General features: G+C 69.7%; 26 protein-coding genes. 17 read left to right on the forward strand and 9 right to left on the reverse strand.

Annotated features, from left to right (window positions below; all coding sequences use genetic code 11):
• Positions 1 to 838: 838 nt before the first annotated feature.
• The gene (locus F4562_RS01340; RefSeq protein ID WP_184546297.1) at positions 839 to 4,012 is read right to left on the reverse strand and encodes an FG-GAP-like repeat-containing protein; all 3,174 of its coding nucleotides are present in this window, start codon (positions 4,010 to 4,012) and stop codon (positions 839 to 841) included.
• 944 nt (positions 4,013 to 4,956) lie between these two features.
• Here F4562_RS01340 and F4562_RS01345 point away from each other — a divergent pair.
• The gene (locus F4562_RS01345; RefSeq protein ID WP_184546299.1) at positions 4,957 to 5,427 is read left to right on the forward strand and encodes a hypothetical protein; all 471 of its coding nucleotides are present in this window, start codon (positions 4,957 to 4,959) and stop codon (positions 5,425 to 5,427) included.
• 185 nt (positions 5,428 to 5,612) lie between these two features.
• On the opposite strand, the gene F4562_RS01350 is transcribed toward F4562_RS01345, so the two are convergent.
• Positions 5,613 to 6,251 carry a hypothetical protein gene (locus tag F4562_RS01350; protein WP_184546301.1) on the reverse strand — a complete coding sequence of 213 codons (639 nt, stop codon included), beginning with the start codon at positions 6,249 to 6,251 and terminating at the stop codon, positions 5,613 to 5,615.
• Positions 6,252 to 7,075: 824 nt separating this feature from the next.
• On the opposite strand from F4562_RS01350, the gene F4562_RS01355 reads away from it, so the two are divergent.
• Entirely contained in the window at positions 7,076 to 7,438 is a 363-nt protein-coding gene (locus F4562_RS01355; protein ID WP_184546304.1) for a YciI family protein, read from the forward strand.
• A 9-nt stretch (positions 7,439 to 7,447) separates the two neighbouring features.
• Positions 7,448 to 8,791, forward strand: coding sequence for a sigma-70 family RNA polymerase sigma factor (locus tag F4562_RS01360; protein ID WP_311734214.1), 1,344 nt, complete (start codon positions 7,448 to 7,450; stop codon positions 8,789 to 8,791).
• Positions 8,792 to 9,071: 280 nt separating this feature from the next.
• Here F4562_RS01360 and F4562_RS34480 read toward each other — a convergent pair whose 3' ends face one another.
• Positions 9,072 to 9,287 (reverse strand): hypothetical protein, encoded by a 216-nt coding sequence (locus F4562_RS34480; RefSeq protein ID WP_246473324.1) that lies wholly within the window; start codon positions 9,285 to 9,287, stop codon positions 9,072 to 9,074.
• On the opposite strand from F4562_RS34480, the gene F4562_RS36605 reads away from it, so the two are divergent.
• The 4 genes from F4562_RS36605 (at position 9,267) to F4562_RS01380 (ending at position 12,038) form a co-directional block, all read left to right on the forward strand.
• A complete protein-coding gene (locus F4562_RS36605; protein WP_375782493.1) occupies positions 9,267 to 10,052 on the forward strand; it encodes a DUF4132 domain-containing protein in 786 nt (261 codons plus the stop codon). The genes F4562_RS34480 and F4562_RS36605 overlap by 21 nt on opposite strands.
• Positions 9,974 to 10,384, forward strand: coding sequence for a DUF7737 domain-containing protein (locus tag F4562_RS36780; RefSeq protein WP_446459033.1), 411 nt, complete (start codon positions 9,974 to 9,976; stop codon positions 10,382 to 10,384). The genes F4562_RS36605 and F4562_RS36780 overlap by 79 nt, the downstream gene beginning before the upstream one ends.
• A gap of 52 nt (positions 10,385 to 10,436) precedes the next feature.
• Entirely contained in the window at positions 10,437 to 11,288 is an 852-nt protein-coding gene (locus tag F4562_RS01375; RefSeq protein ID WP_184546308.1) for a MerR family transcriptional regulator, read from the forward strand.
• Between the two features lie 258 nt (positions 11,289 to 11,546).
• Positions 11,547 to 12,038, forward strand: coding sequence for a DUF6790 family protein (locus F4562_RS01380; RefSeq protein ID WP_184546310.1), 492 nt, complete (start codon positions 11,547 to 11,549; stop codon positions 12,036 to 12,038).
• 195 nt (positions 12,039 to 12,233) lie between these two features.
• Here F4562_RS01380 and F4562_RS01385 read toward each other — a convergent pair whose 3' ends face one another.
• Positions 12,234 to 12,551, reverse strand: coding sequence for an ArsR/SmtB family transcription factor (locus F4562_RS01385; RefSeq protein ID WP_311734215.1), 318 nt, complete (start codon positions 12,549 to 12,551; stop codon positions 12,234 to 12,236).
• A 130-nt stretch (positions 12,552 to 12,681) separates the two neighbouring features.
• Here F4562_RS01385 and F4562_RS01390 point away from each other — a divergent pair, with 130 nt between their 5' ends.
• The 3 genes from F4562_RS01390 to F4562_RS01400 all read left to right on the forward strand — a co-directional run bounded on the left by F4562_RS01390 (position 12,682) and on the right by F4562_RS01400 (position 14,149).
• Positions 12,682 to 13,287, forward strand: coding sequence for an NADPH-dependent F420 reductase (locus F4562_RS01390; protein WP_184546312.1), 606 nt, complete (start codon positions 12,682 to 12,684; stop codon positions 13,285 to 13,287).
• 188 nt (positions 13,288 to 13,475) lie between these two features.
• Positions 13,476 to 13,763, forward strand: a complete 288-nt coding sequence (locus tag F4562_RS01395; protein ID WP_184546314.1) for an ArsR/SmtB family transcription factor — start codon at positions 13,476 to 13,478, stop codon at positions 13,761 to 13,763.
• Positions 13,760 to 14,149 carry a VOC family protein gene (locus F4562_RS01400; protein WP_184546316.1) on the forward strand — a complete coding sequence of 130 codons (390 nt, stop codon included), beginning with the start codon at positions 13,760 to 13,762 and terminating at the stop codon, positions 14,147 to 14,149. Before F4562_RS01395 ends, F4562_RS01400 begins: the two co-directional genes overlap by 4 nt.
• An 85-nt stretch (positions 14,150 to 14,234) precedes the next feature.
• Here F4562_RS01400 and F4562_RS01405 read toward each other — a convergent pair whose 3' ends face one another.
• Together F4562_RS01405 and F4562_RS01410 are read right to left on the reverse strand one after the other, a co-directional pair.
• Positions 14,235 to 14,711 (reverse strand): hypothetical protein, encoded by a 477-nt coding sequence (locus tag F4562_RS01405; protein ID WP_184546318.1) that lies wholly within the window; start codon positions 14,709 to 14,711, stop codon positions 14,235 to 14,237.
• A 113-nt stretch (positions 14,712 to 14,824) separates the two neighbouring features.
• A complete protein-coding gene (locus tag F4562_RS01410) occupies positions 14,825 to 15,790 on the reverse strand; it encodes a PaaX family transcriptional regulator (RefSeq protein WP_184546321.1) in 966 nt (321 codons plus the stop codon).
• A 301-nt stretch (positions 15,791 to 16,091) separates the two neighbouring features.
• Here F4562_RS01410 and F4562_RS01415 point away from each other — a divergent pair, with 301 nt between their 5' ends.
• Positions 16,092 to 16,937, forward strand: coding sequence for a poly(ethylene terephthalate) hydrolase family protein (locus tag F4562_RS01415; protein ID WP_184546323.1), 846 nt, complete (start codon positions 16,092 to 16,094; stop codon positions 16,935 to 16,937).
• Between the two features lie 357 nt (positions 16,938 to 17,294).
• On the opposite strand, the gene F4562_RS01420 is transcribed toward F4562_RS01415, so the two are convergent.
• Positions 17,295 to 17,675: an ArsR/SmtB family transcription factor gene (locus F4562_RS01420; protein WP_221207693.1), complete on the reverse strand. Its 381-nt coding sequence runs from the start codon at positions 17,673 to 17,675 to the stop codon at positions 17,295 to 17,297.
• A 66-nt stretch (positions 17,676 to 17,741) separates the two neighbouring features.
• Between F4562_RS01420 and F4562_RS01425 the strand changes: the two genes are divergently transcribed.
• Together F4562_RS01425 and F4562_RS01430 are read left to right on the forward strand one after the other, a co-directional pair.
• Entirely contained in the window at positions 17,742 to 19,742 is a 2,001-nt protein-coding gene (locus F4562_RS01425) for a heavy metal translocating P-type ATPase (protein WP_311734216.1), read from the forward strand.
• 337 nt (positions 19,743 to 20,079) lie between these two features.
• Positions 20,080 to 20,838 (forward strand): class I SAM-dependent methyltransferase, encoded by a 759-nt coding sequence (locus F4562_RS01430; RefSeq protein WP_184546327.1) that lies wholly within the window; start codon positions 20,080 to 20,082, stop codon positions 20,836 to 20,838.
• Between the two features lie 313 nt (positions 20,839 to 21,151).
• Here the strand turns inward: F4562_RS01430 and F4562_RS01435 are convergent, their stop codons facing one another.
• Both F4562_RS01435 and F4562_RS01440 read right to left on the reverse strand, forming a co-directional pair.
• Positions 21,152 to 21,799, reverse strand: coding sequence for an FMN-binding negative transcriptional regulator (locus F4562_RS01435; RefSeq protein WP_184546329.1), 648 nt, complete (start codon positions 21,797 to 21,799; stop codon positions 21,152 to 21,154).
• 46 nt (positions 21,800 to 21,845) lie between these two features.
• The gene (locus tag F4562_RS01440) at positions 21,846 to 22,682 is read right to left on the reverse strand and encodes an EamA family transporter (RefSeq protein ID WP_184546331.1); all 837 of its coding nucleotides are present in this window, start codon (positions 22,680 to 22,682) and stop codon (positions 21,846 to 21,848) included.
• 114 nt (positions 22,683 to 22,796) lie between these two features.
• Here F4562_RS01440 and F4562_RS01445 point away from each other — a divergent pair, with 114 nt between their 5' ends.
• The 4 genes from F4562_RS01445 (at position 22,797) to F4562_RS01460 (ending at position 24,966) form a co-directional block, all read left to right on the forward strand.
• On the forward strand, positions 22,797 to 23,393 hold the full coding sequence (locus F4562_RS01445; RefSeq protein WP_184546333.1) for a helix-turn-helix domain-containing protein: 597 nt from the start codon (positions 22,797 to 22,799) through the stop codon (positions 23,391 to 23,393).
• A 102-nt stretch (positions 23,394 to 23,495) separates the two neighbouring features.
• Positions 23,496 to 23,885 (forward strand): ArsR/SmtB family transcription factor, encoded by a 390-nt coding sequence (locus F4562_RS01450; RefSeq protein WP_184546335.1) that lies wholly within the window; start codon positions 23,496 to 23,498, stop codon positions 23,883 to 23,885.
• Complete coding sequence (locus tag F4562_RS01455) at positions 23,882 to 24,622, forward strand: cation efflux transmembrane domain-containing protein (protein ID WP_184546337.1); 741 nt, start codon at positions 23,882 to 23,884, stop codon at positions 24,620 to 24,622. Before F4562_RS01450 ends, F4562_RS01455 begins: the two co-directional genes overlap by 4 nt.
• Positions 24,619 to 24,966 carry a DUF3703 domain-containing protein gene (locus F4562_RS01460; protein WP_311734217.1) on the forward strand — a complete coding sequence of 116 codons (348 nt, stop codon included), beginning with the start codon at positions 24,619 to 24,621 and terminating at the stop codon, positions 24,964 to 24,966. Before F4562_RS01455 ends, F4562_RS01460 begins: the two co-directional genes overlap by 4 nt.
• Positions 24,967 to 25,029 lie beyond the last annotated feature (63 nt).

Here is a 25,029-nt window from a genome sequence, read left to right on the forward strand (position 1 = left end):
CGCGTTCTCGGACGGCGAGCCCGCCTGCGCAAACGCCGTCCGAAAACCTGTGTCTGAGAAGTCCCTGCGGTTCGGCGGCCCATATCAGCCGTATTCCGGTGGCACCCCAACGACGGGCTGCCGCCGGTCACATTCGAGCGTCAGGTGATCGAGAAGAGGCAAGTGTCATCGGCCCTGGTGAGGGCCGCTGTGGCATAGGACCGTCTCCACGCTTTCAGGGGATTGACAACCTGGCTGCTCATCATCGTTCACACCCAGCTGCGCCTGGCTCGCCGTCTGACCGAGGACCTGCGTCACCCGTGGGAGAAGGCGGCTGCACGGGGCCAGCTCACTCCCGCCCGGGTCCGACGCGGGTTTCGGAACCTGCACCCTGCACTCGCTCAACCGGCCGGTGCACCCAAACCCGCTCGGCCCGGCCCAGGACGTCCACCCGCGATCCCCAATCGCCGCCCCGCACCCCACTACGACGTGGGAAAGACCATCAAACGCGGCCGCACCTTCGCCGCCCTACAACAATCCGGAGGTTAAAGAACAAGATCAGAGATCCGGAATCAATTGGCTGCCAGCCATGTCGTAGCCGTGACCGGTAATCAGATCGCGTGTATTCCGCGGCAATCAAGGGCCGAAGATTTCGGTACTCCGATGACGTTTTCCACGCGTGAAAGTCAAGCGCTAACGATGCGCCTCGTCCAAGATGCGCTATTGCGGGCCGTGATCAGGTGGCGTGACGGCGAGGGCGGAAGGGCCGTGGCCTCTCGCCGTTCTTCGTGCTGCGGAGAGGCCCGTGAGGAGGTGGTCGGCCTCCTCACGGGCCGGTTGGCGGTCGTTCAGGCAGGCGTCACGGGCAGCGGTTGGCGACGCAGAGCGGAGGCCACCCGTCGGGTGGGATGGGGGCCGCGGGCGGTGGGTTGTCCGGGGTGCCGGGGTAGCGGTCGTTGAACCAGGCGCCGATCTGGCCCAGGGGGCCGATCCCGAGGTAGTCGGCCTTCCGGTCGCCGTTGACGTCGTGGAGCCGCACATTGTCGCGGTCGACTCCGACGTCGCCGATGATCTGGCCCTGCCAGATCCATCCCTTGCCGCCGAGGTCGTTGAGCCAGGCGCGGACCTGTCCGTTGTCCTGGACGACGAGGTAGTCGACCTTCCGGTCGCCGTTGACGTCCTCCAGGCGCACCCAGTCGCGCGGATAGCCGTAGCCCGGGTTGATCTCACCCTTCCACGTCCAGCCCTTGCCGGGGCCGTTGTTGATCCAGGCGCGGAGCTCGCCCTCGTCCTGGAGGACCAGGTAGTCGTCGAGGCCGTCGCCGTTGACATCCTCCAAGCGCACCCAGTCACGGGGGTAGCCGTAGCCCGGGTTGAGTTCGCCCTTCCATGTCCAGCTCTGGCCGTCGCCGTCGTTCTGCCAGGCCCGGACCTGGCCCAGGTCCTGGAGGATGACGTAGTCGTCCCGGTTGTCGCCGTTCATGTCGGCCAGGCGGACCCAGTCGCGGGGGTAGCCGTAGCCGGGGTTGAGTTCGCCCTTCCATGTCCAGCTCTGACCGGTGCCGTCGTTCTGCCAGGCCCGGACCTGGCCCAGGTCCTGGAGGATGACGTAGTCGTCCCGGTTGTCGCCGTTCATGTCGGCGAAGCGCACCCAGTCACGCGGATAGCTGTAGCCCGCGGAGATCTGGACGATGTGGTTCCAGCCCTCCCCGGGACTGGCGGGCGGGGGGCCGGGGTCGACCGGCGCCGGGTTGCCGGGGGTGGGGCCACCGGGGTAGCGGTCGTTGAACCAGGCGCCGATCTGGCCCAGGGGGCCGATCCCGAGGTAGTCGGCCTTCCGGTCGCCGTTGACGTCGGCGAGTCTCACGTTGTTCCGGTCGACTCCGACGTCGCCGATGATGGCGCCCTGCCAGACCCACCCCTTGCCGCCGAGGTCGTTGAGCCAGGCGCGGACCTGTCCGTTGTCCTGGACGACGAGGTAGTCGACCTTCTTGTCGGCGTTGATGTCCTCCAGGCGGACCCAGTCGCGGGGGTAGCCGTAGCCGGGGTTGATCTCGCCCTGCCACGTGAAGCCCTTGCCCGGGCCGTTGTTGATCCAGGCCCGGAGCTCGCCGCGGTCCTGGATGACCACGTAGTCGTCGAGGCCGTCGCCGTTGACATCCTCCAAGCGCACCCAGTCGCGCGGGTAGCCATAGCCCGCGAGTTCGCCCTTCCATGTCCAGCTCTGGCCGACGCCGTTGTTCAACCAGGCTCGGACCTGCCCCAGGTCCTGGAGGACCACGTAGTCGTCCCGGTTGTCGCCGTCCATGTCGGCGAACCGCACCCAGTCACGGGGGTAGCCGTAGCCGGCGTTGAGCTCGCCCTTCCATGTCCAGCTGCGGCCGTCGCCGCCGTTCAACCAGGCTCGGACCTGCCCCAGGTCCTGGAGGACCACGTAGTCGTCCCGGTTGTCACCGTCCATGTCGGCGAACCGCACCCAGTCACGGAGGTAGCCGTATCCCGCGGAGATCTGCTCGACGGCGTTCCAGCCTTCGGCGGGGTCGGCGGGCTGGGGCATCTGGCACGCCGACGGGTTGCCGGCGACCGGGCTGGCGATGACACGCTCACGGAGCGCCGCGCTGATCGCGCTGTGGAAGACTCTCCCCATCTTGTCGTAGCCGCGCTGGCCGGGGTGGAGCTTGTCCCTCAGATCGGCCTCGGTGACGGCGCCCATGCTGAGGGCCCGCACGCGCCGGCCCTCGGCGGCGAGATTCCTGGCCATGTCCGGGATCCGGGAGTTATACGCGGCGATCCGCGCGTTGATCGCGTCGTCCTGCGACGGTACGAGCCCGCTGACCAGTACCGTGGTCTCCGGAGCGGCATTGGTGATCTTGCGGATCAGGGCGGCGAGCCGATGGTGGGCGTTCCCGACGTCGAAGTTCCGGTTCATGTCGTTGGTCCCGATGTGCAGCAGGACGACGTTGGGCCGGTTGCGGCGTACGGTGCATTCGGCGATGTCGTCGATCTGGTCGATCCGCCAGCCGCCGTGGCCTTCGTGGTCGGAGTCGGAGATGGAGCCCGCGCCCGAGTCCTGGGAGCCGACGAAGTCCACCGAGTGGCCGGCCGTCTGCAACCCGCTCAGCAGTTCGCGCCGGTAACCGACGTATTTCTCGGTGCTGTCGCCGATCCCTCCGTAGCCCACGGTGATCGAATCGCCCATCGGCATCACCCGCAGGTTGGCCGTGCGGGGCATCCAACCTCGTGCGGTGGCCAGCTCGAGCAGACTTTCCGCGGTCCCGGGGCCGCGTCCGCCCACCACATTGGCCAGCGTCCTGAAGAAGCCGGCCGATGAGCCCCACCAGCGTTCGATCGTGTTCGCGACCGACAGGAACCCGTCGCGGATCTTCTCGAAGGCGGAGCTGAGCGAGTAGCCGCTCTCGACCTTGCTCATGGCGAACGGGCCGAGCCAGACCTCCCAGACCAACGCGGAGACGGCGTCGACGATGAGGGATCCCAGCGCCCTCTCCCAGAAGGCCCAGTCCCTTGCCGGCCCGTCTTCGAGAACCGTGATCAACAGGACGATGCCCTTGCTGATGATCACCTGCAGGCTAGCGCAAATCCCCTTGGCGAGGCTCGGAGTCGCCGGCATCGCGGGGACCAGGCCGATGACGCACACCACCCGGAACACGAGTCCACCGGCGGTGACGCTGACCCACATCAGCGCCTCCTCCCACCAGGACAGGTTGCTGGTGTGCACGTCCGATTCCACCGTGACCGACACGCCGGTGGACGTCACGGTGAAGGCGCCGTCGAACTCGCGCGGTTCCAGGTCACGCGCCCCAGGGAAGTTGGCGGGATGCGCCGCGATCTCCTCCTGGATGGTCTCGCTGAGGAGGTCGTTGCGGTTGTTGAACTCGTTCGCCCACGCGGTCAGTTCGGCCCGATCGAACCCCTCGGGCATCGCGAAGTTCAGCGTGACCGTGGTCGCGGCGCTCGCCGCCGGCTGAAAGCCGACCTGAAGAAGCAGGCACAGGGTGACGAGCAGGGACGTCACGACCCTGCCCCTTCTTCGGATCTTCCTGCCGATCACCGGCACTGTCCCTCCACGTGTACGAGCGGGCGGCCCACTGGCGGCCTGCCGGAAGCCGTGTCGGTCACATCGGGCTGCCGCCACCGGGGGGGTGAAGGGCAGGAGGAGGCAGGGCGACCCAGCGGGCCACGGGAATGGGAAGTTGTCACGAGAATCGCAGCTCCGTGATTCGCGGATAGGACCGAGCAAAGATGCTGAGGTGCGATGCGCCGGATGCGCCGCGCGTCGCCGGAACACACAGGGTCGGCGGCTACCGGCGATGGGGAAGCCCGTCCGGGGATCGGCGGGTTGCGGTCACCGATGGGGTCGGGACATCGGCTGTCTGAACCGGCGGAGGATGATGCCGGATGGGGTGAGGACCAACTGCGACCACGCGGCCGGTTCCGCCGGTTGGTTGTCGTGGGGCGTTTGGAAAGATGAAAGATGCAGGTGCGATCCACTGGCCGACGAGGCCGTAGTCATCAGGTCTTCCTGCCGCACGATTCAGCTCGCCTCACGCGAGAGCGCCGCCGGTATGTGCCTACGCGTCGAAGTTCCACCGGCTGGTAGCGGCCGCTGTTCCACGATGCGCGTAAGCGGCGCCGTTACGGTTGCTACCGGTAGAAGGCATTCTTCCTCGTTCCAAGTCGGGACGCTCATATGGCGTCTCTTCTAATCGCGCATACAATCGCCACCAGAATGCGATTCGGTGTATGACAGGTGAACGATTCACCATGGCGAGATGACGAGAAAGTTGAATGGTGAAGAGTGAGGTGATCTCAGCGAGAACAGGTCAAGCATCTGCGGTGTTATGCCGCCAAGCGTCATTGACGCGCACGAACCGGGATAGGTCGCGATGTCCCTGAAATGAGCGTGGAGCCCCCGGCAGAAGAGGTCTCACCACAAGATCCTCAACCGGAAAGCTCCACGTGATCACCTATCGTGCCACGCTCGACGTCTCCCGGGACCTGGTTCGCCATGTCGCCACCCTCCTGGCCGCCGAACGCCGTCGGCGCGGCACCCGCGCCGACACCCGGGCACTGACCTGCTTCGGCCAAGCTGTCCTGGTCCTGCACTGGTTTCACGACCGCACCAACCCCACCGCCCTGGCCCGCGACCACCACATCTCCCGTGCCACCGCCTACCGCTACCTGGACGAGGCCATCGAGATCCTGGTCGATCAGGCACCCGACCTGCACCAGTGCCTGCGCCACGCCCAAACCCAGGGACTACCCCACCTGATCTTGGATGGCACCATCATCGCACCGACCGCTGCCGCGAGAAGACCACCAGCGTCAAAGGCGACAGCATCGATCTGCGGTATTCAGGAAAGGCCCACCACCACGGCGGCAAGCGGCGGGGCGACGACGGGCCGGCCGCGGTCGCCGGGGATGTGGTAGGGGTGCATCTGGCCGCGCTTGAGGTCGAAGTCCCGGTAGTATCGGTGAAATTTCCAACGGATACGCAGGTCAGAAGCCCTTCCAAGGTTGGCCCTGGAAGACCGTCCGCCGAGGCTCTGACCAGCATTTCCGTTGCTTTTGCAGCGATCACTGCCGGGGCCCCTTTAGAGGTCTTTGTCTTCGCGTTAATTAAATAGGCATTCCGCGAACTGCTTGATCTCGGTGGACTTGCCGCCATGTCCGTCGAAGGACGACCTCACGTCACGATCCGTGAAGGCCACCGATCCGTTCACGAGGTATGCGAAGTTCCAGTCGTATTCCGCCCAGGCCCCATCGTCGATGCGGGTGCCACCAGGGCAATAGGTCCTCACCGTTAGTCTGGGCCCGTACCTGTTATCGCCGGGAGGTTGCGGCGTGCGTGCGACGGTCAAAACGGTGATCTTCTTCGGGAACTTTCCCGGATTAACGTTCGAGCATTCTAGGGTGATCTTCATCGAGACCTTGACCACCGGGTTCTCATCACCCTTGGTGGTGTTGGAGAATTTGATGGACGAGCTCGCCGGATAGTTCGCCAAGGTGATCGCTTCGATTTTGACCCTCGTGGTCGCGATGGGGTCGCCGTCTGGTTCCTTTTCCATTCCCTGGCCCGATCCTTCGGCGGTCACGCCGACGACGTACGGAGCCCCCGACGGACAGTCCTTACTGACATCCGCGGTTGCCCCGGGGCCGATCGAGTTGAAATTCCAAACAGTCACCCGACTTTCGCCCATGGCTGCGGCCGGGGCGATCGAGCAGACGACTCCCGCAGTGGCGACGACGGCCACCGCGACTATACGCCTGACGTTAGACCGCATCATGGTTTTGTTTGCCTTTGCCCTCATGGGTACCACTATGGCAGGGGGGGTTGGCGTTTTCTTGGGCCGGACTAGGACGTTGATTCCGCCGTGGCTCTCAAGCAATGCCGACGTGCACCACGAACAAGACGTTCCGCAACGTCGGCAGGCCGCCCAGTCGTTCCTCTCTCGCCATGAGATCAAGGCCTTTTCAGCCGACTCCTAGCCGCCTCCTAGAAAGCTCCTAGCAGGTCTTGAGCCAGGGCGGCTGAGCCGGTCGGCCTCCTGGGAGAAGGCCGTGGGCGAGCAGCCGGTCGGCGGCCTACCGGCCATTGAAAGCGGCCGAGTCCGTCCAGGGAAAGCCCAGGTGGTCTCCGGCGAGCACAATCGGATCCGCCGCGGTCATCGCGGAACGGTACGCGGTCACCGCACGTACATGTCCGACCGGTACTGCGGCCATGGCCTCCTCCCACCGTACGACGCGGCTGCCGGTGACCCAATCGGTCAGCCCGCGCAACAGCGGTTAGAGGGCGGCGACCGCGACAGAACGCACGTCACGTCCTCGGCGTCCTGACCCTTCCCGCCCGCGGAGCCGCCATCCGCCAGCACGTCCGAGGCAGCCCTGCCCCAATCATCACCGACGCTCTCGGCTTCCACTGGGGCTCCCCCCGGGGCGTGAGCGGTACCCGCGCATGATCACGACCCGCAGGCTTTCTCAGCGTACCGTGTCGATCCGGCGCAAGGCCGTTCGTATAGAGGGTGAGAGGCCGGCGAACGCCGGCCGCGACGTTCGACACATCAAGGAGGCCCGGAAGATGAAGCACTACCTGCTCAGCATCCAGCAGCCCGACGGCGGCCCGCCCGCGCCCGAGGTCCTGGAACCGATCATGCGGAACGTGAAGGCCTTCAACGACGAACTGCGGGCCGCCGGCGCGTGGGTCTTCGCCGGCGGGCTGCACGACCCGGCCACGGCCACCGTGGTGCGGGTCCGCGACGAGGAGGTGCTCATCACCGACGGCCCGTACGCCGAGGGCAAGGAGCACGTCGGCGGCATGTCCATCATCGCGGCACCCGACCTGGACGCCGCACTGGAGTGGGGAGGCAAGCTCGCCCGGGTGACCACGCTTCCGGTGGAGGTGCGCCCGTTCCAAGGGGAGCCGGATGACCACCTGGCGTAGGGATCACACGTGCATCCGTTGCGAGGCCGCCTTCCCCGGACGCCGGTGGTCGCACCCGCGACCGCCGGCACCGTACCGGTGGGGGCCGCGATGACGCCCGGCGCGTCGAGCCCGTCCACCGCGGAGATCGAGCGTGTCTTCCGCGAGGAGTACGGCCGTGCCGTCGCCGTCCTGGTCCGCCGTTTCGGTGAGATCGACACCGCTGAGGAGGCGGTCCAGGAGGCGTTCGCCGCGGCGCTGCGACGCTGGCCGGTCGAAGGGGCACCGCCGAGCCCGGCGGGCTGGATCATCACCACTGCCGTCAACCGGGCCGTCGACCGCCACCGCCGGGAGGCCTCGCGCGACGACCGGTATGCCCAGGCCGTCCTGCTGAACACCCGTGACGAACCGGCCGAGGAGGGGCCCGTGCGCGACGACCAGCTGCGCCTGCTGTTCATCTGCTGCCATCCGGCACTGGCCCCCGCCGCCCGCGTCGCGCTGACGCTGCGGTTGCTGGGCGGGCTCACCACGGCGCAGATCGCGCACGCGTTCCTGGTGCCCGAGCCGACGATGGCCCAGCGGCTGGTCCGGGCCAAGAACAAGATTCGCGACGCTCGGATCCCTTACCGCCTCCCCCGTGAGGCCGACCTGCCGGAGCGTCTGCGCTCGGTGCTGGCCGTGGTCTACCTGATCTTCACCGAGGGGCACACGGCCAGTTCGGGCGAGCGGTTGGGCCGCGAGGACCTGTGCACCGAGGCGATCCGCCTGGCCCGGCTACTGGCCGAGCTCATGCCCGACGAACCGGAGGTCCTGGGGCTGCTGGCGCTCCTGCTGCTCACCGAGTCCCGGCGGGCCGCCCGTACCGGCCCGGACGGCCACCTGATGCCGCTGGCCGACCAGGACCGCACCCGCTGGGACCACGACCTCATCACCGAGGGCCGAGTCCTGGTACGGGCGTGCCTGCGACGCGGCCGCCCTGGCCCGTACCAAGTCCAGGCGGCGATCAACGCCGTCCACAGCGACGCCCCGAACGCCGCCGCCACCGACTGGCGGCAAATCCTGCAGCTGTACGACCTGCTCCTGGCCCAGAACCCGAACCCTGTCGTGGCGCTCAACCGCGCGGTCGCCGTCGCCGAGGTCGAGGGGCCACAGGCCGCGCTGCTCCTGGTCGACGCCCTGGCCGCGGAGCGGGCCATGGACCGCTACCACCTGTACCACGCCATCCGCGCCGACCTGCTGCGTCGCCTGGGCCGCGGTGCGGAGGCGGCGCGGGCTTACGAGGCGGCGGCGGTCCGCACGCAGAACGCGACCGAGCGCGCCTTCCTGCAGCACCGTCACCAGGAGCTCGCCTCTGACCTAAAGGGGTGTCGGTAAGAAACATGTCAGCGCGTCATGGAAAGCACTGTTTGTCTGCCTTTGTGTTGCCCGATCTCACTCCGCGGCGTCCGGGTGCTGCGATCGGAGACACCGACCACTTCGCCCGCATGCCGGCCGAGGAGTACGGCCCGCGCCTGGTCGAGGTGCTGCCGCTGTTCCGCCACTGGAACACCGCCCGCTCGACCAGGCCCAGCGTCCGGTGGCTCAGGAACGCCGCGCGGATGCTCACCCCCGGTGCGATCGCCCTGGTCCGTGAGCTGCTCACACGGCTGGTGGCCTACCGGGGCGGAGACCGGGTCGTCCGCCATGACGACGAGGAGTGGCGGGACAAGGTCTTCCTCAAGGAGCACACCATCGTCGTGGTACGCGGCATCCTGTGGACCTGCCAGGTCATCGACGAGCGCTGGGTGACCTCGCTCGTCACCGACGTCGCGATGACCTGCGGCACCGGCAGCAACGGGATGGGCTCCACGTGCCGCTGCGAACCCGTCACCAACGCCGCCGTCGGCGTCCTGGCCCGCAAGGGCGGCCCCGACGTGATCGTCCCGCTGTCCAGAATTCAGGCGAAGGTGCCGGTCCGCTCCTCGACCATCCCGTCACCGGCCCCTACGCCCGCACCCTGGTCTGGCAGATCGCCGGCGGCCCGGCGGCCCTGCCGGTCAAGACCGCCGACGGCTGGGAACTGGCCGGCCACCGTCCTGCCCCCGATACCGTGGCAGGCCTGTGGTACCCGATCCACGCGACCGCCGACGAGGTGGCGGCATGGCGCGACCATCTCCTCGAGAACGATGTACGCCAGCCGTTCAAGCAGGTCTTCCGCGAGCTCTACCTGCCGCCCCCGCCGAGGAGCGGACCGGCACCTTCTCCAACCGTTTCGCCGGTCACATTCTGCGCTACGGCCAAGCCCGGACCCTGCTGGGCCAGCGCGGCTGGACCGGCCGGTCGATCGGCGACTGGGACTACGGGGGCGGCGGCGACCAGGGCGAGGTGGTGCGCGATCTGGCGGGCTGGCAGGCGCACTGGGCCATGCACATCGTCCCCGCCCCCGAGGCCGAGACCACCATGCTGTGCGCCACCGAGGGCATCACCTTCCACCGCGACGGGCAACCGGCGTCGATGGCCGACCTGCCGCCGCTGGTGCTGTCGGAAATCCTCCGCGAGGCCGACCTCGCCGTGGGCGTGGCCTCGGTCGCCCGCGACGACCAGGCGCCGATCGGCCACGAACACCATTGGCGCTCCCACGGCTTCGGCGAGCTGACGCAGACGGCCAAGACCCGGCGCGAGGTGCTGGCGCGGCTGCTGCCGAAATTGAAGATCGCCTCCCGGACGGAACTGACCGACAGATTCCTTCTTGTACGGGGTGACCTGAAAACATACAAGATCCATCTAGGGTCGACGAACATTCTGATGGAGCCCAACGACGCCTACCTGTGCATCGTCCCGGCGAACGGGCACGCGGCCGGATCGATGTTCCTGCCGTTCGAGGACGACGGAGGCACCTTGTCGGTGATCCTTTCGAAGGCGTTCCTCCTGGCCGACGACACGGCGATCACAGACCCGACGATCACCCGGCAGCTCGGACCGGCCTGAAAGTGGGGGGTTTGACCCTCACACTGTGTGAGACGGCATCGTGGGGGACGTCATGCTATCCATTGGAGAGTTCGCATCGATCGGCAGAGTGTCGATCCGGATGCTCAGGCACTACGACAGCATCGGCCTGCTGACCCCGGCGCGGGTCGACCCGTCAAGCGGGTACCGCTTCTACGACGACTCGCAGTTCGCCGCGCTCGACCACATCCTGGCGCTCAAGGACCTCGGGTTGCGGCTCGAGGCCATCACGCGGGTCGTCCGCGGCGAGGTCGACGGCGAGGAGCTGTACGAGCTGCTGGCCGCCAGGCGAGCGGAGCTCGCGGCGCAGATCGAGCGTGAGACCGCGTGCCTGCGCCGCCTCGATGCCCGTCTTCGACAACTCGAAGGAGAATCACCCATGTCCGAACAGAGCCGGCGACTCGCCGCACTCACGGTCGAGGTCAAGTCGCTGCCGCCCCTGCGCGTCGCCCGCGCCACGGCGACCGCGGGAGGCTTCGGGCCGGCCGCCATCTCCCCGGTCATCGGGCCGCTGTTCGACCGGTTGTACCGCAGTGTCGCCGACGCCGGCGTGCACGTCGGGCCGACGTCGGTCGCCACCTACGGGGCGGACACGGCCGGCGACGGCTCCGGGGTGATCGTGACCGCCGGGTTCCCCGTCGGCCCGGACGTCGTCTCCGGGGACGGTTTCGAGGTCGTCGAGCTCCCGGCCGTCGAATCGGCCGCGACGACCGTCCACCGCGGCTCGATGGCCACCATCGGCGGCACCTGGGAGGCGCTCCACCAGTGGACCGCCGAACAGGGCTACGGGCCGGACGAGGTGTGTCGCGAGTTCTACCTCGTGGCCGAACCGGATCCGCAGGAGAACTGGGTCACCGAGCTGCAGCTCCCGATCACTCGCCGCTGAGCCGCGGTCACCCGCCCGGGAGCGAGCGGGAGCGGGCGGGTGACCGCGGCCGGCCCATCCGCAGGCCGTCCGGGGCATGGGGATGTCACCGCCTCGTGACGCGCATGCCCTCGGTCACGTCAGGAGGCCCCTTCCCCGCCGCTCCAGCTCAGCACCGATTCCCAGCCCCTGATCCGGACCCTCCCACGCGGCCAACTGATCCGGGACACGCCCCGCGACCTGCGATCCGATCACCGGGGTTGTCCCTACCCTGCTGCCATGGTCTTCGTTGTCGTCGCCTTCCTGGGGCTGGTGGCCGCCGCACTGGTGCACACGCTCGTCGACCGGGCGCCGGCGCGGCGCACCCGGTACCGCGTGGTCGAGATCTGGCTGCTGTGGTTCGTGGCCGGGGGCGGCGCGCTGTCGGCCTTCGGCGGGCTGACGCACATCGGCCCGTACGCGCCGCAGATCGCCGACAGCATCGGGTTCGCGCACAGCCCGTTCCAGTGGGAGGTCGGGTGGGCCGACATCGCGATCGGCACCATCGGCCTGCTGAGCATCTGGAACAGGGGGTCGTTCATGACCGCCGCGGTCATCGCCGTCGCCATCCTCTACTGGGGCGACGCCGCCGGCCACATCATGCAGTGGGCCGCGCACGGCAACACGGCGCCCAACAACGTCTGGACGATCCCCACCGACATCCTCCAGCCGCTGGTCGCGGTCGTCCTCCTCATTCTCTACCGCAAGGGCGGCGGGCCGAGGCGTCCGTGACGCCGGCGAGCACCCGCGGGACACCGGCAGCGGGGCGATCGGCGGGGACCGGGATTCCCGGCCTGCGCCGCGGCCGGAGCCCGGCGCAGGCCGGAAATCCCGTCGGCGCGGCTCCGGGTCGATGGGGACGGCCGGAGCCCTCCCACGCGGACTCGGGGGAAGACCGGCCGGAGCGGCGAGATCGGGCGGGCGGCGCTACAACTCCGCTGCAAGCGTGTCGAGGAGGCGCCGGACAGCCTGTTCGTCACGCTTGTAGAACTGCCATGCGCCGACCTTGGTACGGACGACGAGCCCTGCCTGGTGCAGCGTCCGCAGATGGGCCGACACGGTCGGCTGGGCGAGCCCCAGGCGCTCCTGGATCGTCGAGGCGCACACCCCCTCGACCTCGAACGAACCCACGGACTGCGGGGTGAAGTGCGCAGTCGGATCTTTCAACCAGCGCATGATGTCCAGCCGCGCATCGTTGGACAGGGCTCGAAGCGCGGCGGCCGTCCACTGCTCATCCGGATTCACGTTCACACCCTAACACAGGATTGAATATTTAAATATTGCGATATAGCATCCTCCAGCGTCGGACAGGCGGACCGCCGCCGCGGCTCCGCTCGACCATGCCGACGACATCGACCACCGGAGGAAGCAAGCGATGAAGGTAGGAATCCTTGGGACGGGGCGAATGGGCTCACGCCTGGCGGCGATGTACGCCAGGGCCGGGCACGAGGTGACCCTCGGCTCACGTGACCTTGAGAAGGCTCGTTCACTGGTCGCCGATCTGGGCCTGAAGACACTGACCGCCGGAGATTACGACCAGGCCCTGGCCGCGCCGATCGTCCTGCCTGCGATCTTCATGCGAGACGGCCTGCTCGCCCTGCTGGAGCGGCTCGGCCCGACCCTGGAGGGGAAGATCCTCATCGACATCACCAACCCGTTCAACGCCGACTACTCCGACTTCACCACCCCCTGGGATGTCAGCAGTGCCGAGCAGATCGCCGAGGCACTGCCCCGGACGCGCGTGGTCGGCGCCTTCAAGAACGTCTGGTGGAACACCTTCGACAGGCCCGACTTCGACACGACGGTCAGCGACGTCCTCGTCATCTCGGATGATCACGAAGCGAAGCAGGAGGTGATGCGGCTCGGCACGGCGACCCCCTTCCGCTACGTCGACGCCGGGCCGCTGATCAACGCCCGCACCGTCGAACGCATGACCCTCCTCGCCGAGCAGCTCGACTACGGCTTCTTCCCCCGCGCGTGATCCACCCTTAATGATCATGGTGGTTTCACCGGCTCCCCGCCGGAGGCGCGGAGCGCACCTCCGGCGGGGAGGGGGGCGAAGTCTCCGACGAACACGCCCCCGCCCCGCCGATGCGACGCCGGGCCCTGGGGCGGTAAGGCGACATCGCCGCATTGACAGGCAAGTGAAGACTTGCCTATCATTGCCGTATGGGCGATGTCTTCAAGGCCCTCGCCGACCCCACCCGGCGGATCATTCTCGACGAGCTGACCGAGCAAGACGGCCAGACCCTGTTCGAGATCTGTGTCCGCCTGACGAGTCGACATCAGCTGAGCCTGACCCGGCAGGCCGTGTCCCAGCATCTGGCGGTGCTGGAGGAGGCCGGGCTGATCACGACGCGCAGGCAGGGGCGATACAAGTTCCACCACCTCGACACCACTCCCCTGGCCGCCATCCTCGAGCGGTGGCCGGTCACCAGGAAAGGACAAGCGCCGTGAAGATCTACGTCACCAGCGTGTTCGTGGACGACCAGCAGAAGGCCCTCGACTTCTACACCGGGGTGCTCGGCTTCGCCAAGAAACACGACATCCCGATGGGCGAGGCCCGATGGTTGACGGTCGTCTCACCGGAGGACCCCGAGGGCACGGAGCTGCTCCTGGAACCGGACGGGCACCCCGCGGTCAAGCCGTACAAGGATGGGCTGGTCGCCGACGGCATCCCGGCCGCCTCGTTCCAGGTGGCGGACGCACAGGCGGAGTACGAGCGGCTGCGTGGGCTGGGGGTGACGTTCACGCAGGAGCCGATGACGGCGGGGCCGGTGACCATGGCGGTCTTCGACGACACCTGCGGGAACCTGATCCAGATCGTGACCCCCGCCCAGTAGTGCTTCGTCGGCGGGTCACCTCCCCCGGCCGGCTACGGCCGACGCACCACCCGTCCGGTGACCACCGGTGACGGACGACCGGTGGTCACCGGACGGCGTTCGCCACGATTCTCACCCCGCCCTTCTGGCACGTGGAGAGCCGGCCGCCGGCGCTCGCCTCCGCGGCCGAGGCGCTGGAGCAGTACCATCCGGCGACGACCGCGGCCGCGCCGCTGCCCTGCTTGGGAGTGCTCGGGCGGTAGTAGGTACGGAAGACCCGCAGAGCCGTTCCGCAGGAGACACGACCCGCGACGACTTTGATCGACGCCTTGGTGCCCTGGGGCAGCCGGATCTTGCCGCACGCGGCGCCGGATCCGGTGAACACTCGCTTGGGTGAGGACCAGGCCACCTGTACGTTCGTCCACGGCGCGGACTTCCCGTACACGGGCGGCGCCGAGGAGACGGACGCCGCCGGGGCCCCCGCCCCCGCAGCGGCAGGCGCGGTCTTCAGCTCGGGGCTCCCCCCACAGGCGCTCAGGGAGAGCAGCAGCACCGGAAGGCAGGCGATGACACGGGGACGCATGGACGACTCCACAACTCGACTCCAAGATCGGTAAAGTTTCTCACACCGGGCTCCCCCGGAGATCACGGAGACTTTCCCACCGGACCGGCTGACGGCCTGGGACCTCCCGCGTCTCACGGCGCCGCGGGCCGGGCCGGTCGCCTTCCCCGATGCGTGTGGTGCCGGACGAGCGGGGCCAGCTCCGGGGAGAAGCGCGCGACCACCTGCCGCACGCGTATCTCGGCGAGCGGCCCCAGGCAGTCGTACAGTTCGGCGAAGATCGCGTAGGCGCGCTCGCGCGGCCAGTCCGCCGCAAGCAGTTCCGCGGGAAGTTCGGGGTCGAGGCTGGGGAAGTGCAGCCAGGCGTACATGAGCTCGGTACGGGCCGCCAGGGCCTCCGCCGCGCCGACGGCGCCTTCTCGCGCACGCCCCAGCCACGGTCCCCAGGCGGTCACGAACCCGTCGTAACGCGACCGGACCTCGTCGAGATCCCACGCCTCGATCGGGGCGGCACCCTGGGGAGCCCCCGGCAGGACCTGCGCGGTCATGACGACGTAGTTGCGCACCCCCAGTCCGGCCAGAGCCTGCGCGGCCTCTCCCCCCGCGTCACGGGGGGAGATCCAGACACCGTCGTACAGTGGCGCGAAACCGAGCCACCGCAGCCGCGCGCGGGCCGCGTGCCGGACGTCGCGCCGTTCCTCCGGCACCGAGAAGATCACCATGCGCCACTGCCCGTCCCAGGGACGTGAGACGGCCCCGAACGACACGACGCGCCGCATCCCCTGGTCGAGCAGCGCCGCCGCCGACGCCCGGCTCGTGAACCCGTAACCGGTCCGCCTGCCCGTCCTCGACGACTCCAGTACGCCTCTGCGCGCCAACCGGCTCAGCGCCGCACGGGCGGCGGCCGGCGAGATGCCGAACTCCCCGAGCAACGCGACGAGCGCGGCCGACGGCAAATGCTCCGTCCGGCCGTGCCAGTAGTCCCCGAGCAGGGTGACGAGCAGATGCTGCGGCTGAGGGCCACTCTGCGTCCGCGGCAGCCTGAACTCCCCCTCGGAGCCATCACCCGGGCCGGCGGTCACCGCACTCGTACTCGTCATAAGCCCAGTTTACGGATGACATACATATTCACGATCGATGACGAACATGCAGCATTTCAGCGGCGTGTCTCGCAGGCCGTGTGACCCCGCCTGGCGTCCCCGGCCATCGCGGAGACATCGTCGGTGGTATCGGTGATATCACCGGTCTCACGACCGGTCCGTTGAGGGGCCCCGCTCGTCTTTCTATATTTCCATTACGGGCGACGCCTGATCTGTCCAATGAGAGCCCCGCTCCGGCGGGCGACACGCCCGGAGAAACCTCTCCCCCCGGATCCACCCCCCGCCCCATCGAGGAGACCCCATGAACCTCAGACGGCTCATCCGGCGGACGGTCACCGCAGGTGCCGCCTTCGTCCTGGCCGGTGCTCTGCTCCACCTGCCGGCCGGCCCCGTCCACGCCGCCGTCGGCGGTTCGGGCCCCTACCCCGCCGACTACGAGACCACCATCAGGCTGCGCGACCACACCATCTACCGGCCCCAGACGATCCCCGCCGGGCTCAAGCTCCCGATCGTGGTGTGGGGCAACGGGGCGTGCCGCGCCGACGGGACCTGGTTCGAGAACATCCTCAAGGAGTTCGCCTCACACGGCTTCCTGGTCATCGCCAACGGCCGGCCCGGCGGCTTCGGCCAGACCGATCCCGAGATGCTCACCGAGGCCATCGACTGGGCCATCGCCGAGAACACCCGGTACACCAGCAAGTACCGAGGCAGGATCGACACCACGAAGATCGCGGTGATGGGGCAGTCCTGTGGCGGTCTCGAGGCCTACGAGGTGTCCGACGACCCGCGGGTCACCACCACGGGCATCTTCAACAGCGGCATGCTCGACGACTCCGACAACTACCAGCTCGCCCGGCTCCACGCCCCGATCATCTATGTCATCGGCGGCCCGGACGACATCGCCCACCCCAACGCCATGGACGACTGGAACCGCCTCCCCGCCGGCCTGCCCGCCTTCATGGGCAACCTCGACGTCGGCCACATGGGCACCTTCTCCCAGCCGAACGGCGGCGAGTTCGGCCGGGTAGGCTCCGCCTGGCTCAAGTGGCAGCTCAAAGGCGACACCGCCGCCAAAGCCTGGTTCGTCGGCCCCGGCTGCGGGCTGTGCGGCACCGAGTGGGACGTGATGCAGAAGAACCTGCGCTGACCGACCACTACGGAACTCGTCGACTCCCGCCCGCGAGTCAGCGGGTCATGGTCCTGGTCTCGCGGCCGGGACCATGACCGTGGACACCGGCCTGGACACCCGAGCACAGAGCGGCTGATCCCCTCTCCCAATGGTGCGCACCCGCATGGACGGGGTGACCCTACTCGGACGCCTCGGGGTTGTCTTCGTCGATCAGCTGCTGGTCTTTCCGGAAGTGGTGTTCGAAATTCGGACAGTTCCTTTACAATGTAGATTTATTACATGATGGCATCCTGCCGATGAGGGTCCGCCGCGAGAACACTCCCTGACGACAGGAAGAGATCCCCGCCCCCGGACCTCCCCCGAGCCCTCCGGCGCTCAGGAGGCGTCGCGGGCGGGGTGGGTGCCGTTCACCTGGCCAGGGGCGGTGGACGAGTCGCCCCGGTCGATGTGGTCGGCGTGATAGAGGCCCTGGGTGAGCAGCCGGCGTACGTGCTCGTCGGCGGCGCTGTAGTAGACGAACGTGCCCTCGCGCCGACCCTTGACCAGCCCGGCGAGGCGGAGTTTGGCCAGGTGCTGGCTGACCGCGGTGGGGGCGGCGTCGGCGAGCTCGGCCAGGCAGGCGACGGACGACTCGCCCTGCAGCAACGCCCAGAGGATCTTGATGCGGGTGGGGTCGGACAGCAACCGGAACGACTCGGCCGCCAGGTGCACCTGCTCCTCGTTGGGCATCTCGAAGTCGGGCAGCGAGCTGTGCATGGCGACAGCATAGCCCCGAGACCCGCTACTTGCGTATCTGCGTGAATGCGCATATACGATGCTTCGGTGACCGAGCTGAGAACCCCTCCGCCCCCCGGACCCGAGACCGCGACCGCCCCGGCGGCGCGGGGCGTGACCTGGCGGTGGTCGGACATGTGGTCGTTGCCCGAGGTGCGCTGGGCGACGGCCGCCACCGCGCTGTTCGCCGCCGGCGGCCTCTGCCAGTTGGCCGGGGCTCCGCCGTGGCTGTGGTGGGGCCTGTATCTGGCCTGCTACGCCGCCGGCGGCTGGGAGCCGGGACTCGCCGGGCTACAGGCGCTACGCGAACGGACACTGGACGTGGACCTGCTGATGGTCACCGCGGCGATCGGCGCCGCCGCGATCGGGCAGGTCTTCGACGGTGCGCTGCTGATCGTGATCTTCGCCACCTCCGGCGCGCTGGAGGCTGTGGCCACCAAGCGCACCGCCGACTCGGTACGCGCGCTGCTGGACCTGGCCCCCGCACGGGCCACCCGGATCGGCTCCGACGGCGACCAGATGACGGAGGAGGTGGTGGAGGCGTCCACGCTGCAGGTCGGCGAGGTGATCCTGGTACGCCCGGGAGAGCGGATCGGGGCCGACGGCCGCGTCATCGCCGGGCACGGTGACGTCGACCAGGCGAGCATCACCGGCGAGGGCCTGCCGGTCGACAAGCAGGCCGGCGACGAGGTGTTCGCGGGAACCCTGAACGGCACCGGCGCGCTGCACGTGCGGGTGACACGCCCGGCCGGCGAGAGCGTGATCGCCCGGATCGTGGCCCTGGTGGAACAGGCCAGCGCCACCAAGGCACGCACACAGTTGTTCATCGAGAAGGTCGAGCAGCGCTACTCCGTCGTCATGGTCGCCGCCACGGTGGCGCTGTTCACGCTGCCGCTGCTGTGGGGCGTGGACGTGCGGGACAGCCTGCTGCGCGCGATGACCTTCATGATCGTCGCCTCGCCGTGCGCGGTGGTCCTGGCCACCATGCCGCCGCTGCTGGCCGCGATCGCCACCGCAGGCCGGCACGGGGTACTGGTCAAGTCCGCGGTCGTGATGGAACGGCTCGGCACCGTCACCCAGGTGGCCTTCGACAAGACCGGCACGCTGACCGAGGGGCGTCCGCACCTGGCCGAGATCCACCTGCTGCCCGGTGCCGCGGACCTCACCGAGGAGCGGCTGCTGGCGCTGGCGGCAGCCGCCGAGCAGCCGTCGGAGCATCCTCTGGGCCGCGCCGTGGTGCAGGCCGCCCGCACGGCCGGCCTGGCGATCGCGCCGGTGGACGAGTTCGGCTCCGAGCCCGGCCGGGGCGTGCGCGCCCGCGTCGACGGCCTGCTCGTCGAGGTGGCGGGCCCGGCCCACCTCCTGCACCCCGACCGCGACCGGACCGCACACGAGGTGGTCGCCGGCCTGCAGAGCGGCGGGTACACCGCTGTCGTGGTCCGCATCGGCGGCACACCGGCCGGCGTGCTGGCACTGGCGGATCGGATCCGTCCCGGCGCCGCCGACACCGTCGACCGCCTGACCACGCTGACCGGTGCCGCGCCCGTGCTGCTGACCGGCGACAACGCGCCGGCCGCCGCCCGGCTGGCGCACCGGGCCCGCATCGACGACGTGCGCGCCGAGTTGCTTCCCGAGGACAAGGTGAGCGCCGTGACCGACCTGCAGCGCCGCGGCGCACGGGTGGCACTGGTCGGCGACGGCGTCAACGACGCCCCCGCCCTGGCGACCGCGCACGTCGGCATCGCGATGGGTCGCGCCGGGTCCGACCTGGCCCTGGACACCGCCGACGCGGTCATCACCCGTGACGAACTGGGCACCGTCCCCGCCGTCCTCGCGCTGGCCCGGCGCGCCCGCCGCCTCGTGATCGCCAACCTCGTCATCGCCGCCGCCTTCATCGCCGTCCTGGTCACCTGGGACCTGTTCGGCGACCTGCCGCTGCCGCTCGGCGTGGCCGGGCACGAGGGCTCCACCGTCATCGTCGCCCTCAACGGGCTGCGCCTGCTGCGCGACGCCGCCTGGCACCGTGCCGCCTCCCGCCCGCAGAGGTGAGCACATCCGGCCACGGTCCGGGGGCCGCTCAGGCACCCGGGCACCGACAACCGGCACCACCGCGTCCCCCGGGCGGAGAACGGCCGGTTATCCCGTTGAAAAGCCCCGGGGTGGATCGTACGCTGGCCGTACTTGCTCCCGCCGGGTCAGGCCCGGCCGATCATGAGAAGGCGATGCCATGGTCACCGCCCGGTCACTCCGGGGCGGATGACGAGACGGCCGTTCCAACGGCCGGCGCGGTGCGTGTGAACGCTCCCGTTCGTTGTGCCCCGGTCTCACAGAGATCCTCTCGTCCGCGTGGCACCGGTTGCCGCGCACCTGATCCGGAGCACATGGAATGTCGCACGACTCCCTGTCCGCGTGGTACGCGGACTTCTTCACTGAACTGCCCAACGCTTTCTGGCGCGCGGCCGTACCCGAGGAGATGACCGCCGCCGAGGTCGGTTTCGTCATCCGCCTGGCCGGGCTCCGTCCCGGTTCCCGGGTGCTGGACGTGGCCTGCGGCAGCGGCCGGCACGCCCTCGAACTCGCCCGGCGCGGCTGCCGGGTCACCGGCCTGGACGTCTCGGCCGAGGCCGTCGCCCATGCCCGCGCCGTCGCCGCGGGCGAACGGCTCGACCTCGACCTGCGCCGGGGCGACATGCGCACGCTTCCCACCGACGTCCGGGCCGACGCGGCGATGTGCATGGGCAACGCCTTCGGCTACCTGGAGCACGCCGGCACACAGCGGTTCCTCGCGGGCCTCGCCGGGATCGTCGTGCCAGGAGGCACGCTCATCCTGGACTACGGATTCGTGGCCGAGTCGCTGCTGCCGAACCTGGCGCTGGAGGAGCCGCCGATGACGTTCGGCGGAGTCGAGGCCGTCTCGGTCAACGAGTACGACGCGGTGAACAGCCGCTGGCTCACCTCCTTCACCTTCCGCCGGGGCACACAGGAGCACCGCGGGACCTCCGTGCAGCACGTCTACACCGCGGCGGAGGTCGTCCGGCTGGTCACCGAGGCCGGGTTCACCGGCGTCGAGCTGTACGGCGACGCCGACGGCACGCCGTTCCGGTTCGGCAGCCCCCGGCTGCTCCTGGTGGCGCGACGGCCGTAGGACCGGCCGGAGGTTCGGGAACGGTTCCGGGCACCGGCCACCGGGCCGAGCCGGAAGAGTGGGCAGAGGGCTTCGATCGCCCGGGTCGTCACCGGCACGACGACCCGGACGATCGTCGCCGCGGGTGAGCCGTCCGCCTCACCCGCCCGATCGAGAACGGCGCGCTCGGACGCCCCTGTCAGCAGCAGGCCGAGCGCGATCGGCGGTGAGATGCCGCCAATCCGCACCGCTTCCAGGGCCTCGTCCGTGCCGGGCACCGGACGGCCCGGCAGCGATCCGGTGGCCGCGGCGGGGGGACGAGCACGGTCGCGGGTCAGGACTTCCAGAGGCCGATGCGGTCCAGGCGGCGGCGCTGCTGGCGCGCGGTGGACACGTCGAGGCCCTGGCCGCGTTCGGTGAGGTGGTCGGCGACGGCGGCGCGGTGCCCGACGGACTTGTGGTCGTCGTATTTGAACTTGGCCAGCACGTCGGTGACCTCCAGGCGCAGACCGCGGATGCCGGGCAGCATCCGGCCGTAGGGGGGCTGGTCGACGGCGACCGGGGCGTGGTCGCCGTCGGGCTGGAAGTGGGCGAGCTGGCGGCGCAGCAGCTCGGCCTTGGCCTCGGGGTCGTCGATGATGTGGGCACGGCAGGTGAACTGGACGGCCGTGTAGTAGCTGGTGGGGACGCCGTCGTGGGGCGGGGTGCCGGCCTTGGCGCGCCAGGGGCCGGGGACGAAGGCGTAGTCGCCGATGACGGTGAAGATGACGTTCGGATCGTGCTCGATCGCCTTCCAGACCGGGTTGGGCCGGGCGAGGTGGATCAGCAGGTGGTCCCGGTCACAGGTGAAATGGGTGGGGACGGCGATGGGCGGGTGGCCGGGCAGGCCGTTGACGCTCAGCTGTCCGAAATCGTGGCCTTCGGCGATCCAGGTCCGCCATTCGGCGTCGTCCAGGCCGACGTCCCAGGGCTGGATGAACATGCTGGTCTCCTTGAGTGTTCGGCGGTGCGGTGGATTACGGGCCTGCTCAGGTCAGGGCGAGGAGGCTGACGGCGACGGCGGCGGTGCCCAGGCCGACGAGCTGGCCACGGCCGATGCGTTCGGCGAGCACGCCACGGGCGAGCAGGACCGTGCCGGCCGGGTAGAGGGCGGTGATCACGGCGACGACGGTGAGGTCCCCGCTGCGGGCGGCGAGCAGGAACAGCAGGTTCGCCACCGAGTCCAGCACGCCCGCGGCCGCCGACAGCGCGTATGCGGGCCGCTCGGAGCCCAGCTTGCGGTGCATCAGCCCGGCCGCGGCCAGGGTGACGGCCGAGGCGACCGCCCGGCCCACGATCAGCGGAGCCACCCCGCTGTCGGACGGCGCCTGGTGCAGGAAGACGAGCTGGAGGGCGATGGCGGTGCCCGCACCGGACGCCAGCAGCAGCGCGGCCCGCGAAGGCCGCGCTGAGCGCACGCCGGGACCGGCGCTGACCAGCACCACCGCCACCAGCGCGAGCGGCAGGCCGATCAGCCCGGCGGCGGCCAGGTGCTCGCCCTGCACCAGCCCCACACCGACGGGCAGTGCGGCGGACACCAGCGCGGTCACGGGCGACAGCACGTTCATCGGACCGATCGCCAGGGTGCGGTAGAGCAGGGCGAACGCGGCGGCCGAGGCGACACCCGAGGCGGCACCCCAGCCGACCGCCCCGGCGCTGAAGGAGGCTCCCAGCAGCGGCCATAGCAGCAGTTCGACCACCAGACTGGCCGGAGCCGCGACCATCACCGTGCGCAGCACATGGGCCTTCCGCGCACCCAGCCCGCCGAGGAAATCAGCGCATCCATAGGCGAGCGAGCTGCCCAGAGCCAGCAGCAGAGCGATCACGGCACCTCCCTGAAAGTACAATGAAACGACTACAATGTATGCCAGAACGACCGGAAGAGGCCAATCGAACGACCGGTCGGTGCAACAGACCGTTCCAGGTGGGAGGGTGATCACATGACAGAACCGACCGCGGCCCTACGGACGGTGGCGAACAACGTCCGAGCGGCCCGGCAGCGCGCCGGCCTGTCCCTGGAGGAGCTGGGCCGACGTGCCCAGGTCAGCAAGGGGGCCCTCGTCGCCCTGGAGAAAGCCCAGGGCAACCCCAACCTCGCCACCCTGGTCCGGCTCGCCGACACCCTCGGCGTCTCGGTGTCCGACCTCATGCAGGGACCGCCCGAAGGCCGCGTCCGCATCGTCGCCGCCGACACCGTCGCACCCCTGTGGACCGGCGAGCGGGGCAGCGAGGCCCGGCTCATGCTGACGACCTCCACCCCCGGCCCCGTCGAAGTGTGGCGCTGGCGACTGGAGCCCGGCGAGGACTACCCCAGCCACCCCCACCAGGCCGGGGTCGTCGAGACCGTCAGCGTCACCTCCGGCCGGATGACCCTCGTCGTCGACGGCACCGAACACTCCCTCGGGGCCGGCCATACCGCCACGTTCAACGGCGACGCCCCCCACACCTACCGCGGAGCGGGCACCGAAACCTGCCACCTGATCATGACCGTTCACCTGCCGCCCACCCCCGCACCGACGCCCGGCCGGGAACCGTGATCCCCCACCCCCGCATCCGCCGAGCGTTGATGGACCGGCCCGCCGGATGAGGCCGGCTTCCGGCACTGGAAAATAATCGCCCAGCATGACTATCATCGCCATATGGCGATGAATAGTGGCGGGCGGTGCGTCCAAGCCGACATCGCCGCCGGCATCACTCCGGCGGCCGCGCTGTTCCACTCCCTGTCCGACGAGACCCGGTTGCGCATCGTGGCCCGCCTGGCGCGTGGTGAGGCCCGGGTGGTGGACCTGACCGCCGAGCTCGGCCTGGCCCAGTCCACGGTGTCCAAGCACCTGGCGTGCCTGCGTGACTGCGGCCTGGTCGACTACCGCGCCGAGGGACGCCAGTCGTTCTACACCCTGACCCGCCCGGAACTGATGGACATGCTCGCCGCCACCGAGGCCCTGCTGGCCGCCACCGGCCACGCGGTCGCCCTGTGCCCGGTCTCCGGCCCCGCCGTCCCGGCGACCGAACCCCCGGTGATCGCATGACGCCCCCCGTCCTGACCGCCGAGCGGCGCGCGGCGCTGGGTCGGCGCAGCCTGCACCTGGCCTACGCCACCGCCGGATACAACCTGCTCGAAGGCGTCGTCGCGCTCACCGCCGGAGCCGCGGCCTCCTCGGCCGCGCTGCTCGGCTTCGGGCTGGACTCCTTCATCGAAGTCTCCTCGGCCGCCGTGGTCATCTGGCAGTTCCGCTCCCGTGTCCCGGAGGATCGCGAGCGCACGGCGCTGCGCCTGATCGCGGTCTCGTTCTTCGCGCTGGCCGCCTGGGTGAGCATCGACGCCGTACGCTCGCTGTCGGCCGGCGGCGAAGCCGCGTCCTCCCCCGCCGGCATCGCCCTGGCCGCGGTCTCGGTGGTGGTGATGCCGCTGCTGGTCGCGGCCAAGCGACGCACCGGCCGCGAGCTCGGCTCGGCCACCGTGGTGGCCGACTCCACCCAGACGATGCTGTGCACCTACCTGTCGGCGGTGCTGCTGGCCGGCCTGGCGCTCAACGCCGCGTTCGGCTGGTCGTGGGCCGACCCGATCGCCGCCCTGGTCATCGCCGCCGTCGCCGTACGCGAAGGTATCGAGGCGTGGAAGGGTGAACAGTGCGACGACTGCGCTCTGCCCGCCGCCGGCGGGAAACCGGCGACCGGCTGCGGTTGCGCGCCGGGCTGCGCCGACGCCTGCTGCCGGGACGAACAGACCGCACCGAGCATGAGGACCGGGGAGAACACGCGGTGAAGCGCCGCACCATGCCGGCGGCCGTGCGTGCCGCCTACGCCACGGAGATGGCCGCCGCCCGCACCGCCGCCGACCTCGCCGCCCGGTGGCGCCACCTGGAACGGGCCCACATCCTGTCGCAGCCCTGGCCCTGGCCGCACACGGCCAACCACATCGCGATGTTCGCCCTGGCGGTGGCCCGGCGCGACCGGCGTGAAGCCCTCGGCCAGGTGATCCGGATCATCGTCGCCGCGCCCGGCTCGGCTCTGGGCCGTTACCCCGAAGGCAACACCGGCCGCGCCCGCGTCGGCCTCACCCGGCCGATGCCCGTGCCCGCCGACCTGGCCGCCCTGCTCGCAACCTGAACACCGTCCCCGCCCAACCGGCCCACGGTCGCGCCGCTCCGCTCCAGCAGCCCCACGTCCCGC

The sequence above is a fragment of the Streptosporangium becharense genome, assembly GCF_014204985.1.
Classification (GTDB): Bacteria; Actinomycetota; Actinomycetes; order Streptosporangiales; family Streptosporangiaceae; genus Streptosporangium; species Streptosporangium becharense.

Excerpts from the sequence above, each read along its gene's own strand:
- F4562_RS01430 (WP_184546327.1), top strand. The coding sequence starts at position 20,080 with ATGTCGCACGACTCCCTGTCCGCGTGGTACGCGGACTTCTTCACTGAA.
- F4562_RS01415 (WP_184546323.1), top strand. The coding sequence starts at position 16,092 with ATGAACCTCAGACGGCTCATCCGGCGGACGGTCACCGCAGGTGCCGCC.
- F4562_RS01410 (WP_184546321.1), bottom strand. The coding sequence starts at position 15,790 with ATGACGAGTACGAGTGCGGTGACCGCCGGCCCGGGTGATGGCTCCGAG.
- F4562_RS01450 (WP_184546335.1), top strand. The coding sequence starts at position 23,496 with ATGGCGATGAATAGTGGCGGGCGGTGCGTCCAAGCCGACATCGCCGCC.
- F4562_RS01445 (WP_184546333.1), top strand. The coding sequence starts at position 22,797 with ATGACAGAACCGACCGCGGCCCTACGGACGGTGGCGAACAACGTCCGA.
- F4562_RS01395 (WP_184546314.1), top strand. The coding sequence starts at position 13,476 with ATGGGCGATGTCTTCAAGGCCCTCGCCGACCCCACCCGGCGGATCATT.
- F4562_RS01375 (WP_184546308.1), top strand. The coding sequence starts at position 10,437 with ATGCTATCCATTGGAGAGTTCGCATCGATCGGCAGAGTGTCGATCCGG.
- F4562_RS01455 (WP_184546337.1), top strand. The coding sequence starts at position 23,882 with ATGACGCCCCCCGTCCTGACCGCCGAGCGGCGCGCGGCGCTGGGTCGG.
- F4562_RS01405 (WP_184546318.1), bottom strand. The coding sequence starts at position 14,711 with ATGCGTCCCCGTGTCATCGCCTGCCTTCCGGTGCTGCTGCTCTCCCTG.
- F4562_RS01420 (WP_221207693.1), bottom strand. The coding sequence starts at position 17,675 with ATGCACAGCTCGCTGCCCGACTTCGAGATGCCCAACGAGGAGCAGGTG.
- F4562_RS01355 (WP_184546304.1), top strand. The coding sequence starts at position 7,076 with ATGAAGCACTACCTGCTCAGCATCCAGCAGCCCGACGGCGGCCCGCCC.
- F4562_RS01390 (WP_184546312.1), top strand. The coding sequence starts at position 12,682 with ATGAAGGTAGGAATCCTTGGGACGGGGCGAATGGGCTCACGCCTGGCG.
- F4562_RS01380 (WP_184546310.1), top strand. The coding sequence starts at position 11,547 with ATGGTCTTCGTTGTCGTCGCCTTCCTGGGGCTGGTGGCCGCCGCACTG.
- F4562_RS01435 (WP_184546329.1), bottom strand. The coding sequence starts at position 21,799 with ATGTTCATCCAGCCCTGGGACGTCGGCCTGGACGACGCCGAATGGCGG.